Below are 12,343 nucleotides of genomic sequence, written 5' to 3' on the forward strand. Positions count from 1 at the left end.
CTGGAGGAGTGTTCGTGAGTCCCGTTCGTACCGTCGATGATCTGATCGGTCCCCGGCCGCTGCCGGTGGTCGGGAATCTGGTGCAGATGCGCACCGACCGGGACGGCCACCGCGTCTACGACCGGTGGGCGCGCGAGTACGGACCGACCTACCTGCTGCGGTTCGGGAAGATGCCGATCGTGGTCAGCGGGGGACGGGCCGATCGTCGAGGCGGTGCTGCGCGACCGGCCGGACGGCTTCACCCGTACCCGGGTCGGGCCCGTCCTGGAAGGACTCGGCGTCGATGGTGCTGACCATGATGCTGGCCGGCCAGGACACCACCTCGTCCCTGATCGCCTGGACACTGCACCACCTGGCCGGAGACCCGGACACCCAGGAACGGGTACGCGCCGAGGCGGCCACCGTGCTCCGCGAGTTCGGCCCGCCCGCCGATCCGGCGGCGCTGCGCGGGCTGCGCCACACCGACGCGGCGATCCAGGAGTCGCTGCGACTGCGGCCGGTCGTACCCGTCATGGGGTTCCGGCCCACCCGCCACACCGTGCTGCACGGCACCGGCTACGACCTCAGCCTGCCCGCTGGGCAGTCGATCCTGCTGCTGCTCTCGCACGGCGCCCGCGCGGTCCCGGACCCGGACGAGTTCCGCCCGAGGCGCTGGTTCGGCACCATGACGGCCCAGCCGTTCTTCCCGTTCGGCGCCGGTCCACGCTTCTGCCCCGGCCACAACCTCGCGCTGCTGGAGGCCACCCTGGTCGTCGGCCTGGCCTGCCGCGACTTCCAGCTCGCCCCGGACGGCGGGAAGGTCGGCGAGAAACTCGCGTTCCCGACCGGGCTGCGCCTGCGCCCGCAGCTACGGCCGGGAACCGCGGGCGCCACCCGCCGGTAGCGAGTCGACGCTGCCCGCGCTCGCACGCGCCTGCGGGCGGCGATGTGGGACGACGCCCACCGGGAGTCCTCGGTCACCGGTGGGCGCCGCCGTCTACGGGGTCAGGCCGTACGGAACGCCGCCCGCACGCTGGGCAGGTACCCCAGCGCATGCCCGGCCGCGTTCGGGTGCAGGGCGCCGTCGGCCACGATGCCGTGGATCCAGGGGTCGGCGCCGCATACACCGTGGCCGTCGAAGGCCGGCCGGACATCGGCGAACGCGAACCCGGCCGTGGCGGCCCGGCCGGCGATGACACCGTTGAGGGTGTCGGCACCGGCGTTCATCACGGTGCGCTTGGTCAGGTTGAGCGGTGCGGTGGTGCACACGCCGGTCAGCTCGAAGAACCGTGGGTAGCCGGCGACCACCACGTCGGCGTACGGTGCCGCCGCCCGGATCGCGGCGAACAACGCGTCGAGCCGGCCCGGCAGCACCTCCGTCGCGGCGGTGTTGCTGGCCTGCGCCGCGGCGAGGCAGTCCGCGTCCGTACCCCGTAGGCAGATCGCGACGCCGGTGCCGAAGCCCACGTCGTTCCCGCCGACCGTGATGGTCACCTGCCGGGTGAAACGCCCCAGCCTGGCCAGCTGACCGGTGACCGCCTCCGTCGTGGCGCCGCTGCACGCGACGGACGAGTACAGCCGAAGGCGCTGCTCCGCGGCGAACAGCACCGGGTATGCGACGGTGCTGCGCTTACAGGTCGCCTCCGCGTACGGTGGATTGCCGACGCCTGAGGAGTAGGAGTCGCCGAGCGCGACGTAACGGAAGCCACCCGCGGCCGCCCCGGCCGGCGTGGCTGCGAGGACGGCGGTGACCGCCATGGACAACGCCGCGGCGGCGGCGAACAACGATGATCTACGGCGCAAGGCCGCACCTCCCGGTTGACGTTGGCGAGGCCCGGACCGGCCTCCGCTGTGCAGTGAAAGCGGCCGACGTCAACAGCTTCTGGACGGCACGTCGACGGGCACGGTGCCGGCACCGGTCACCGCGAGGCCAGGCCGCCCAGCAGGCAGAGCATCAAACCGGCCGCCATGGTCACCAGCCCCCACGTGAGCAGCCGGCGTTTCCGGCTGATCCGGCGGCGGATGCGCATCAGCCGGGACGCCGCGTCCTCCCCGGGGGCGGTGACCACTGCCGCGGCCCAGCGCCACACCGCAGCCGGGTCGCGGGGAAGGGCGGGTTCGTGCCAGGACCGGTATCCCACGGTCAACGCGGCGGCACCGGCGAGCGCCAGCGCGCCGAGGACGCAGAGCGCGCCGCACCACCAGATCAACGCGCCCACGGCGGACAGGCCGGCCGGTGACCAGCGGCCGGCGAGGAAGCCGGTGACCAGTGCGCCGGTGGCGACGGTGAAAGCAGCGGTGATCCGGCCCGCCTTGTTCTCCTCGTTGGTGAGTTCGGACAGCGCCTCGTCCAGCAGACGCAGCACCGCCGCTTCCGAAGGCAACGCCTGCGCCGAGGGCACGGCGGGCGGCGGGAACACCGGCTCACCGTCGAAGTGCCTGACCCCTCCGCTACTCTCCGGATTCGCCGGCCAGACCATCCGCGAGTCAGTCATTGCCACACATCCCCTTCCGCACGTCCAACTGTGCCGGTAGGCACCATGAACAACGACGGGCGAGCGTCGGGATAGTTCATCGGCCCATATCGGGAACAGCGTCACCGAGCGTCCTATCTCTCGGGATTGGCCAGCGCACGGTAGGCCGCCCACGGGATAGCCGGCCGGGGAAGCCGGCGCCGTTGCAGATAGGCGCGGGTGCTGCGGCGTGTCGCGCGCAGCAGCCGCACGATGCCGGCCGGCGAGTCGGACGGGCTGGGCTCGATCAGCGTGGCCGGGCGTAGCCGCCAGGTGTCGCCGGAAGCGCTCAGTGTGCCGCGCAGCAGCACGCTCCGAGAGCCGGACAACGCCTCGTCGTGACGGTGGACGAGCAGGCCCGCGGGACCGGGCACGACGTCGCTGCCGGCCGGCACGTGCAGCGCGTACCCGTCACCGTCCGGGGCCGGCACGGTACGCATAAGAACCGGCGCACCGGCGGCGTCGACGGCGCCGAGCACCGCGGACGGGAAGGCCCGTATCCGCTGCGCACCGAGGGGTGTGGCACCGCTGTCCGGGCGCGGGGCCGCGTCGAACGGCGGGCGGCGGGAGACCCACTCCGGCGTGACGGTGATCAGTAGCCGCATGTGGTACCAGTCCATCAGCCACGTCGCAGGCCACGACACGTACGCGCGGCTGCCCGGCTGACGTTCGTAGAGCAGCCGCCAGTACGGTTCCAGCCCGGCCGGGTCGACGACGATCTCGTCCGGGCACGTCGCGGTGCCGCGCACCAGCACCTGATCCGGGCGTTCCAGGCCGCTGCCGGTCGGATCCGAGAAGAGCAACGCCACCCGCGGGTCGCGGCGGACGTTGATGGCCTTCTGCGGGAAGCCCAGCGAGGTGGTGATCAGGAATGTGCCGTCCGGCTGCCGGAGCGGCACGGTCGGCCAGAGAATCGGTGTGCCGTCCCTGGCCAGCGTGGCGAATTCGCAGGTGCGGTAGGCGGCGATCAGGTCATCGAGGTCGGTCACGGCGGGGACCCTGGCGGACCGGCGTATACATGAGATCAACGGGAGTAAGGTGGCGCCGTCCCGCCCCACGGCGGGGGACGGGGCGGCGCGGGAGTCAGCCGACCGGCGCCGGTGCCGGATCGTCCTCCCGGTGCACGTACGCCGGCCCGCGGTCCCGGCCGGGAAGCAGCCTGCCGAGCCAGCGCGGCAGCCACCAGTTGGCCCGGCCCATCAGTACCATCGCCGCAGGCACCAGCACCAGCCGGACCACGGTGGCGTCGACCAGGATGGCGGTGGCCAGGCCGAGACCGATCATCTTCGTCACCAGGTCGCCCGCGGCGACGAAGCCGGCGAAGACCGCCACCATGATCAGTGCGGCGCTGGTGATGGTCCGCCCGGTCGAGGCCAGGCCCCGCACCATGCTGCCGACCGGGTCGCCCGACGCCTGCCAGTACTCACGGATGCGCGAGATCAGGAACACCTCGTAGTCCATCGACAGACCGAACAGCACCGTGAAGAGCACGAGCGGAACGAACGTCGACACCGGGACCGGCCGGTCCACGCCGATCAGGCTCGCGCCCCAGCCCCACTGGAACACGGCGGTCAGCACCCCGTACGCGGCGGCCACGCTGAACAGATTCACCACCGCGGCCTTCAGCGGCACCAGAATGCTCCGGAAGACCACGATCAGCACGATCAGGGACAGCGTGACGACCATGCCGACCGCCCACCACAGGCGCTGATCCAGCAGGTCGGCGAGGTCGATGTAGACCGCGGTCGTCCCGGTCACCTCCACCCCCTCGGGCAGCACGACGTCTCGCAGGGTGGTGACCAGCTCGGCCGACCGCTCGTCCCGCGGGGCGAAGTCGGTCTGCACGGCCAGCATCGCACCGGTCCCGTCCTCGGAGACCAGCGGCGGGGACACGGCGGCGACACCCGCTTCGGCGGCGATCCGGGCACCCAGGCCGGGCAGCTCCACCGGATCCATCGAGGACAGGTCCACGGCGACGACCACGGGGGCGTACGCGCCGGGCCCGAATTCGGCCGCGATGAGGTCGTAGGCCCGGCGAGCCGTGGTGTCGACCGGGCCGGAGCCGGCGTCGTCCGGCCAGGTCCGCATGCCGAGCGTCGGCGCGCCCAGCGTCAACAGGACGAGCAGCGCGCCGAGTCCCCAGAGCACGGGCCGGCGAGCCACCCGTCGCGCCCACCGCTGCGCTCCGGCCGGCGCCGCATCGCCCGGTGTCCGGTTGCGGTGGCGCCGGCCGACGATGCGCGGCCCGGACAGAGCACAGAGCGTGGGCACCAGGGTCAGCGCGGCGGCCATCGTGGCCAGGACGACCAGCGCGGTGGCATAGCCGATCGACCGGAAGTCGGGCAGCCCGGAGACGAGCAGGCCGGACAGGGATACCAGCACGGTCGCGCCGGCGGCGAGCACGGAACGCCCGGCCGTCGCCGTGGCGGTGATCGCGGCCAGCCGAGGCGGCAGACCGTTGTGCAAGTCCTCCGCGTACCGGGTGACGAGCAGCAACGCGTAGTCGATGCCGACTCCGAGGCCGACCATCGTGGCCACGGTCGGAGCCAGGGAGCTGACCTCGGTGAACGCGGCTATCAGCAGCGTCAGCGCGGAGCCGGCGCCCAGGCCGAACAGCGCGGAGACGATCGGCAGCCCGGCCGCGAGCACCGACCCGAAAGCGATCAGCAGTACGACGAGGGCGATCAGCACGCCGATCGCCTCCCCTGCGCCGCCGCCTGCCTTCTCCTGCTCGCCGACCTGACCGGCGACCTCGACCCGCACACCCGCATCGGATGCGGTCGAGGTCGCGTCGCGGAGTCGCTGGACGACGTCCTCGCCGAGCTCGGTGACCGGTTTCCGGTAGCGGACGTCGATGAGGACGGTGTCGCGGTCGCCGGAGAACCGGGGTGTCCCCACATGCCCGACGTCCGGAACCGCACGCAGCCGGCCGGTCACGTCGTCGGCCAGTTCCTGGGCGACCGGCTGTCCGCCGGGCGCGTGCAGGACGACTCGTGCCTCGGTGCCCGACAGGTCGGGGAAGACACGTCTCAGCAGCTCGGTGCCGGCCTGGGCGCGCAGGCCGGGCACGTCGTAGTTGTCCTGCGGCACGCCACCGGCCGCGTTGGCGAGGGCGAAGGCGGCGACCAGCACCAGCACCCAGCCGGTGATCGTCCGCCACGGATGGGCGACACAGGCTTCGCCGATCCTGGCCAGAAATAACGTCATGCGCTCGGAATTCCTTTCGAACCGGTGGCTTCCCGGCCCACGACGGACCGCGACCGGACTTTGTTCACGCCGAGCCACCGAATGACGCAATCGCGACTCACGGTGAACAAAGCCGGACCCGGTCCCGTCGTGGGAACCGTCGGACGGGACGCGGTCGCATCCTCCGGCGCGTGAGCCACCAACGAAACGGAACTCTCGATGAGGCACCTACCTGTCAGCCGTCGCGCTCTGCTGGGCGGCGGCGTCGCCCTGGGCACTGCGGCGCTGCTCGCCGGATGCGGGACGGAGACGGCTCCGGCCGGCGCCCGGCTGCTACGGCCCGGCGATCCCGGATACGACGCCGCGGTCAGCTCGTTCAACCTCAACCAGATCCCGCGGCCCGGCACCGTCGTGCAGGCCCGGACGGCGGACGACGTACGGACGGCGGTGGGCGACGCCGCCGCCCGGCGCGCACCGGTCGGCGTCCTGGCCACCGGTCACCAGCCGTCCTCGCCGATCGGCGAGGACGCGGTGCTGATCACCACCCGTGCGATGCGCGGGGTGACGATCAACGCCGGCCGGAGAGTCGCCCGGGTAGAGGCCGGCGCGCTGTGGGGCCATACGCTCACCGCCGCGCTACAGCAGCAGCTGGTCCCGCTGCACGGTTCGACCGGCACGGTCGGTGTGGTCGGATACACGCTGGGCGGCGGGCTCAGCCCGCTGCTCGGCCGGGTGCACGGATACGCCGCCGACCACGTACTCGCGATCGATGTCGTCGGCGCGGACGGCGAGCTGCGGACGGTCACCGCGAGCAGCGACCCGGAGCTGTTCTTCGGCCTGCGCGGCGGCAAGAGCAATTTCGGCATCGTGACGGCGATGGAATTCGGCCTGTTCCCGGTGCCGCCGCTCTACGGGGGCGCGATCATGTTCGACGGCGCGGACGGCGCCCGGGTGCTGCACACCTACCGGGAGTGGGTTCGCACGGTGCCGGAGACGATGTCGTCCTCGGTGGCGCTGCTGCGCCTTCCCGACCTGCCCCAGGTGCCGGAGCCGCTGCGCGGCAAGCTGGTCGCCAACGTCCGCATCGCTTTCACCGGGCCGGCGAGCGAGGCCGCGGCACTGATCGCGCCGTTGCGCGCGGCGGCCACCCCGCTCCGCGACCAGGTGGCGCAGATGCCCTGGTCCGGTTACGCCGCTATTCACAGTGATCCGACCTCGCCGACACCCGCCTACGAGCGGACCGCGCTGCTGCGCGACCTGAGTGAGGACGCGGTCGATGCGCTGCTCGCGGCCGCCGGCCCGGACGCGCCGGCCCCGGTCACCGCGGTCGAGATCCGGCACCTCGGCGGTGCGCTCGCCAGGCCGCCGCAGGCGGAGAGCGCAGTCTCGCACCGGGACGCGGCGTTCACGCTGTTCATCGCCGGCGTCGGCGGCCCGGAGCAGGCCGGCTCCCTGAAGGAGGCCGCGGCCGGCATCGTGCGGGCGATGCAGCCGTGGAGCACCGGCGGCATGTACGTCAACTTCATGAACACCGACGACACGTCTCCGGAGTCGGTGCGGCAGGCGTACCGGCCCGAGGTGTACGGCCGGCTGCTGGCTCTGAAGAAGCGGGTCGATCCGGACAACATGTTCCGGCTCAACCACAACATCGTGGACTGACCGCCCGCCCTCGCCCGCAGGCCGCTACCTCGTCAATCCCTCGGCGACCCTCCGTTGACCTCGGCACGTTGTGCTGTGAGACAGGGAAACCGCCTCGAGACAACCCGGAGTAACGCATATGCAGCACTCGTCAGCCGGCCGGCCGATGCTGAACCGCCGTGCCGTCCTCGGTGCCGGCGTCGCCGTGGGCGCCACGGTCACGATCGCCGCGGTCGCGCCCGGCACCGCCGTCGCCAGCCCCGGAAAGGCCGGCCCGATCCGGCGGGGTGATCTGCCTAAGGGCGTGCAGGGCGCGGTGCTGCTGCCCGGTGATCCCGGCTACGACGCCGCGGTCAGCCCGTTCAACCTCAACCAGATCCCGCGCCCCGGGGTCGTCTTCGCCGCGGCGGCCGCCGCCGACGTCCAGGCCGCGGTCCGGCTCGCCACCGGCCGCCGCGCACCGGCCGGCGTCCTCGCCACCGGTCACCAGCCGTCCGTGCCGATCGGCCCGGACGCGGTGCTGGTCTCCACCAAGGCGATGCGTGCGGTGCACATCGACCCGCGGCGACGTACCGCACGGGTCGAGGCCGGCGCACTCTGGGACGACGTGGTGAGCGCGTCACTCAAGCACGGTCTCGCTCCGCTGACCGGATCCACCGGCACGGTCGGGGTGGTCGGGTACACGCTCGGCGGCGGGCTCAGCCCCACGATCGGGCGTAAGTACGGGTACGCCGCCGATCACGTCCGCAGCATCGACCTCGTCAGCGCCGACGGCCGGCTGCGGACCGTGACCGCGCAGAGCGACCGGGAGCTGTTCTTCGGGCTGCGCGGCGGGAAGAGCAACTTCGGCATCGTCACGTCGCTCGAATTCGACCTGTTCCCGGTCACCACGCTCTACGGCGGCGCGATCGTCTTCGACGGCCGGGACGCGGGGCGGCTGCTGCACGCCTACCGGCGCTGGGTCAAGACCGTGCCGGACGCGATGTCCTCGTCGGTGGCGCTGCTCCGCCTGCCCGACCTGCCGCAGGTGCCCGAGCCGGTACGCGGAAAACTCGTCGCCAGCCTGCGCATCTCCTACACGGGCCGGCCGGACACCGGGGCCTCGCTGGTCCGGCCGCTGCGTGCGGTCGCCACCCCGCTGATCGACTCGGTCGCGGAGATGCCCTACGCCGCGTTCCCCGCCATCCACAGCGATCCGACCACGCCCACGCCCGCCTTCGAACGCACCGCCCTGCTCCGCGAGCTCGGCGCGGACACCGTCGACGCGCTCCTCGCGGCCGCCGGTCCGGGCAGCACGGTGCCGCTGGCCGCGGTCGAGATCCGGCACCTGGGCGGTGCACTGGCACGACAGCCACGCCACCCCAACGCGGTCTCGCACCGGGATGCGGCGTTCACGCTGTTCATGGCCGGCGTCGGTGGCCCGGAGGCCGCGCCGGCCATCCGGAAGGCCACCGCGGACGTCATCCGCGTGATGCGGCCGTGGAGTACCGGCGGGATGTACATCAACTTCATGAACGTCGACGACACCTCGGACCGCTCGGTGCGCAGCGCGTACCGGCCGGACGTGTACCGCCGGCTGGAGGCGCTGAAGCGCCGTGTCGACCCGCGCAACACCTTCCGGCTGAATCACAATATTGAGCCTTGCTGAGGGTGGGGAGGCCGTCCGCCCGCTCCCCCGGCGGGCGGACGGCCTCGGCCCGCCCGCCGTGCGCCTCAGCGCGGAAGGCGGCGGTGAGATCGCCGGACGACACGGTGCGGCAGCGGGCGCGCGGGCGGCCGGCGGTGCGCCGGCGCGGTGGCCGGGAGCGGTGCGCCGGCCAGTGACGGATCGTCGACGAGGATCCGCTGGTGGGCCTGGCGTAGCGAGATGCTCGGCTCGACGCCCAGCTCGTCGACGATCCTGCGCCGCGCGCGCTGGTACTGCATCAGCGCCTCGGCCACCCGCCCGGCGGCGTAGAGCGTGGTCATCAGTAGTGCCTGGACGTCCTCGCGCAGCGGATGGCCGGCCGCCAGTGCGATCAGCTCGGGCAGGACCTCCCGGTGCTGGCCGAGGTTGACCCGGGCGTGGAGCAGTTCGAGCCGGGCGGCCATGATCTGCTGTTCCAGGCGGACCCGCTGAATGTGCGCGTACGGGCCGGGCAGCCCGGCGAGTGGCTGCCCGTGGCACAGCCGCAGCGCCGCGCTCTTCTCCTCGGTGACGGTGCGCCAGTCGGCGTGGCGCGCCGCGATCGCGCCCCGCGCGTCGTGCCGCGTGAAGTGCGACAGGTCCAGGGCGTCCCGCGGCAGGCAGAGCGCGTAGCCGCCGCTGGCCGAATCGATCCGCACGTCGTTGCCGGCGCCGGCCCGTTCGATCATCGCTCGCTGCCGGCAGATGTAGGTGCGCATGGTGGTCAGCGCGGTCCGGGGTGGTGCGTCACCCCACATCCCGGCGATCATCTCGTCGGTGGTCACCATCGCACCCTCGCGCACCGCGAGCATCGCCATGATGCCGCGCTGTTGCGGTGATCCCAGGTCGAGTTCGGCGCCGCCAACCCAGGCCCGGACCGGGCCGAGCACGGCGAATCGTGTGCCGGGATGGCTCGGATCTTGCGGTTCGACGGTCACGTCACTCCTCACGGTCTGCGGCGCGCGGCCGGCCGGCGCCCGGTGTACGAGATCAGCATGGCCGTCGTGCGGGCCGTTGCATCCCGGACGTTGCGCTGTTGTCTATCTCGATCGGAGATGGTCCGGGGTATGGAACTTCGCCAGCTGGACTACTTCGTCGCCGTCGCCGAGGAGGGTAGCTTCACCAAGGGTGCGCGGCGGGTACGGGTGGCACAGTCCGCGGTGTCGGCGACCGTGCAGAAGCTGGAGCGCGAGCTCGGGGTGCCGCTGTTCGCCCGGGAGGCCGGTGGCGTCGCGCTCACCGACGCCGGCACGGCGCTGCTGCCGGAGGCCCGCGCGCTGCTCAGCGCGGAGCGGCGGGCCCGGGACACGGTGGACCAGGTCCGCGGTGGGCTGCGCGGCACGGTACGGATGGGGACGCTGGTCATGATCGGCGTCCGGCCGGCCTCGCGCGGGCTCCTGGTCGTCGACCTGCCACAGGTGCTGGGCCGTTTCCACGTCACCCATCCGCTGGTGAGGTTCCAGCTGCGGACGGCCCGGCGGGGTTCGGCCGGTCACCTGTCCGCGCTGCTGGCCGGCGATCTCGACCTGGCGCTGGTGGGCACCGTCGACCGGCCGGACGGGATCCGGCTGCATCGCCTCGGCGGAGTGCGGCTGTCGCTGGTCTGCCCTCGGCGGCACCGCCTCGCCGATGCCAGCTCGGTGAGCCTGGCGGACCTCGCCGACGAGACCTGGGTCGACTTCCCGCGCCTGTGGGGCAACCGGGCCATGACCGACCGTGCGTTCGCCGCGGCCGGCGTGCCGCGCGCCGTGCCGTTCGAGGCCGCCGACCAGGACACCGTGCTCGGGCTCGTCCGCAACGGTCTCGGCGTGGCGCTGCTGCCACGCGCCGGCGTCGACGACGAGGAGGTCGCCGTCGTGGACGTGGACGACGGCGACCTCGAACTGCCGGTATCGATCGCGCTGCCGAGCGACCGGGAGCCGTCGGCGGCCACCGCGGCGCTGCTCACCAGCATCCTGCGGGCCGCCGGCCGCCCGGTGTCACGTCATCGCTGAGCGGTCAGCGGTGCGGGCGGATGTTGTGGTTCACCCGGAACATGTTGTGCGGGTCGTACGCCTGCTTGATCCGGGTCAGCCGCGCCCAGGTGTCCGCCGGGTACGCGGCCGCGATCGTCCGCGGCGCGACGTCGTACCCGCCACGGAAGTTGATCTGTTGATGGCCGGCCGACCACGGTGCGAGCGCGTCGACGACCCGGTGCAGCGCCGGCCGGAACCGCTCCGCCGCGCCGGGCCCGCCGGTGGCGCTCGCGAGCAGCTGGAACGCCGCGTCCCGGTGCCCGGCGGCGCGTGGCGTCCCCGCCTCGCGGGCCAGCGCACCGCCGAGCTGTCGCAGCTCGACGAGGCCGGCCGGGATGCCGGCGTCCGGGCCGGCGGCGGTAAGCAGCGCCTCGGCCGCCTCCGCCGGGAAGCCGGACAGGTTCGCCGACAGCTCGTAGACCGCCTCCGGCGCCACCGGGTCGGCGTGCAGCGCGGTCGCCGCGGTGAACGGCATCTGCCCCACCTCGTCGACGAGCGCCGGAGCCGCGTCCCGCAGACCGGCCAGCAGCCGCGCGCCCTCCTCGGCCGGCCCCGCGTAGGCGGTCCGCACGTGCACCACGAGTCCGTCTCCCGGCGTCAGCCGCACCAGGGCCAGCGACACGGACAGCTCCTCCGGCGGGTCCGCGACCAGCGCCCGGTAGGCGGCGACGACCTCGCTGACGTGGTCACCGGAGTAGATCAGCCCACCGCCGTAGAAGCCGGTGACCGGGAACAGGCTGACCGTGAGCGAGGTGACCACGCCGAAGTTGCCGCCGCCGCCGCGGACCGCCCAGAACAGATCGCTCTCATGCCCGGCGTCGGCGCGCCGCAGGCGTCCGTCGGCGGTGACGATCTCGACGGCGTGCACGTGGTCGGCGGCGTAGCCGTAGCGGCGGCCGAGCACCGGGCTCACCCCACCGGCGAGCGTGAACCCGACGACGCCGAGGGTCGGCGCGGAGCCGGTCAGCGGCGCGAGCCGGTCCTCGGCCGCCTCCAGGATCAGGCTCTGCGTCTCGGTGCCCGCGCCCACGGTGGCCGTGCACCGCTTCGCGTCGACGACCACGACGTCCATCCGCCGCACGTTGATCAGCACGGCGCCGTCCGCCGGGACCACGGCACCGTGTCCGGTGGCGACGACCGCCACCGGCAGCTCGTGCTCGGCGGCGAAACGCACGGCGGCCTGCACGTCGGCCGCACAGGTGGCGCCGACCGCGAGAGCCGGGCGGTGCGGGTGTGCCCGGTTCCAGGTGGCGGTCTCCTCGGCGAAGCGTTCGTCGCCGGGCACCAGCACCGGGCCGGCCACCCGCGTGGTGAGCCGGGCGAGATCTTCCGAGTCGAAGTCCATC

Annotated in this window: 10 protein-coding genes and 1 pseudogene; 5 read left to right on the plus strand and 6 right to left on the minus strand. The window is 73.1% G+C overall.

Features of this window, described 5'->3' with window-relative positions; genetic code table 11:
- Positions 1-14: 14 nt before the first annotated feature.
- Positions 15-179, plus strand: a pseudogene (locus J2S42_RS41920) (cytochrome P450); the annotation flags it as partial.
- A complete protein-coding gene (locus J2S42_RS08420; RefSeq protein WP_307237127.1) occupies positions 125-883 on the plus strand; it encodes a cytochrome P450 in 759 nt (252 codons plus the stop codon). The pseudogene J2S42_RS41920 and the gene J2S42_RS08420, both read left to right, overlap by 55 nt.
- Positions 884-984: 101 nt before the next feature.
- Here J2S42_RS08420 and J2S42_RS08425 read toward each other — a convergent pair whose 3' ends face one another.
- The 4 genes from J2S42_RS08425 to J2S42_RS08440 all read right to left on the minus strand — a co-directional run bounded on the left by J2S42_RS08425 (position 985) and on the right by J2S42_RS08440 (position 5,699).
- The gene (locus tag J2S42_RS08425; protein ID WP_307237129.1) at positions 985-1,782 is read right to left on the minus strand and encodes an SGNH/GDSL hydrolase family protein; all 798 of its coding nucleotides are present in this window, start codon (positions 1,780-1,782) and stop codon (positions 985-987) included.
- Between the two features lie 116 nt (positions 1,783-1,898).
- Positions 1,899-2,474 (minus strand): Pycsar system effector family protein, encoded by a 576-nt coding sequence (locus J2S42_RS08430; protein ID WP_307237132.1) that lies wholly within the window; start codon positions 2,472-2,474, stop codon positions 1,899-1,901.
- A 113-nt stretch (positions 2,475-2,587) separates the two neighbouring features.
- The gene (locus J2S42_RS08435; protein ID WP_307237135.1) at positions 2,588-3,481 is read right to left on the minus strand and encodes a pyridoxamine 5'-phosphate oxidase family protein; all 894 of its coding nucleotides are present in this window, start codon (positions 3,479-3,481) and stop codon (positions 2,588-2,590) included.
- A gap of 94 nt (positions 3,482-3,575) precedes the next feature.
- Positions 3,576-5,699 carry an MMPL family transporter gene (locus tag J2S42_RS08440; RefSeq protein WP_307237138.1) on the minus strand — a complete coding sequence of 708 codons (2,124 nt, stop codon included), beginning with the start codon at positions 5,697-5,699 and terminating at the stop codon, positions 3,576-3,578.
- A 198-nt stretch (positions 5,700-5,897) separates the two neighbouring features.
- On the opposite strand from J2S42_RS08440, the gene J2S42_RS08445 reads away from it, so the two are divergent.
- On the plus strand, positions 5,898-7,337 hold the full coding sequence (locus tag J2S42_RS08445; RefSeq protein WP_307237141.1) for an FAD-binding oxidoreductase: 1,440 nt from the start codon (positions 5,898-5,900) through the stop codon (positions 7,335-7,337).
- 118 nt (positions 7,338-7,455) lie between these two features.
- A complete protein-coding gene (locus J2S42_RS08450; protein ID WP_307237145.1) occupies positions 7,456-8,964 on the plus strand; it encodes an FAD-binding oxidoreductase in 1,509 nt (502 codons plus the stop codon).
- A 65-nt stretch (positions 8,965-9,029) separates the two neighbouring features.
- Here J2S42_RS08450 and J2S42_RS08455 read toward each other — a convergent pair whose 3' ends face one another.
- Positions 9,030-9,920: an AfsR/SARP family transcriptional regulator gene (locus tag J2S42_RS08455; RefSeq protein ID WP_307237148.1), complete on the minus strand. Its 891-nt coding sequence runs from the start codon at positions 9,918-9,920 to the stop codon at positions 9,030-9,032.
- A gap of 129 nt (positions 9,921-10,049) precedes the next feature.
- Here J2S42_RS08455 and J2S42_RS08460 point away from each other — a divergent pair, with 129 nt between their 5' ends.
- On the plus strand, positions 10,050-10,976 hold the full coding sequence (locus J2S42_RS08460; RefSeq protein ID WP_307237151.1) for a LysR family transcriptional regulator: 927 nt from the start codon (positions 10,050-10,052) through the stop codon (positions 10,974-10,976).
- A 4-nt stretch (positions 10,977-10,980) separates the two neighbouring features.
- Here J2S42_RS08460 and J2S42_RS08465 read toward each other — a convergent pair whose 3' ends face one another.
- Positions 10,981-12,342, minus strand: coding sequence for an FAD-binding oxidoreductase (locus tag J2S42_RS08465; protein WP_307237154.1), 1,362 nt, complete (start codon positions 12,340-12,342; stop codon positions 10,981-10,983).
- Position 12,343: the final 1 nt, after the last annotated feature.

The sequence above is a fragment of the Catenuloplanes indicus genome (assembly GCF_030813715.1).
In the GTDB taxonomy this organism is placed as follows: domain Bacteria; phylum Actinomycetota; class Actinomycetes; order Mycobacteriales; family Micromonosporaceae; genus Catenuloplanes; species Catenuloplanes indicus.

What these genes read in the sequence shown, in the direction of transcription:
- J2S42_RS08430 (WP_307237132.1), bottom strand. Translation starts at nt 2,474, where the DNA reads ATGACTGACTCGCGGATGGTCTGGCCGGCGAATCCGGAGAGTAGCGGA.
- J2S42_RS08440 (WP_307237138.1), bottom strand. Translation starts at nt 5,699, where the DNA reads ATGACGTTATTTCTGGCCAGGATCGGCGAAGCCTGTGTCGCCCATCCG.
- J2S42_RS08445 (WP_307237141.1), top strand. Translation starts at nt 5,898, where the DNA reads ATGAGGCACCTACCTGTCAGCCGTCGCGCTCTGCTGGGCGGCGGCGTC.
- J2S42_RS08450 (WP_307237145.1), top strand. Translation starts at nt 7,456, where the DNA reads ATGCAGCACTCGTCAGCCGGCCGGCCGATGCTGAACCGCCGTGCCGTC.
- J2S42_RS08460 (WP_307237151.1), top strand. Translation starts at nt 10,050, where the DNA reads ATGGAACTTCGCCAGCTGGACTACTTCGTCGCCGTCGCCGAGGAGGGT.
- J2S42_RS08465 (WP_307237154.1), bottom strand. Translation starts at nt 12,342, where the DNA reads ATGGACTTCGACTCGGAAGATCTCGCCCGGCTCACCACGCGGGTGGCC.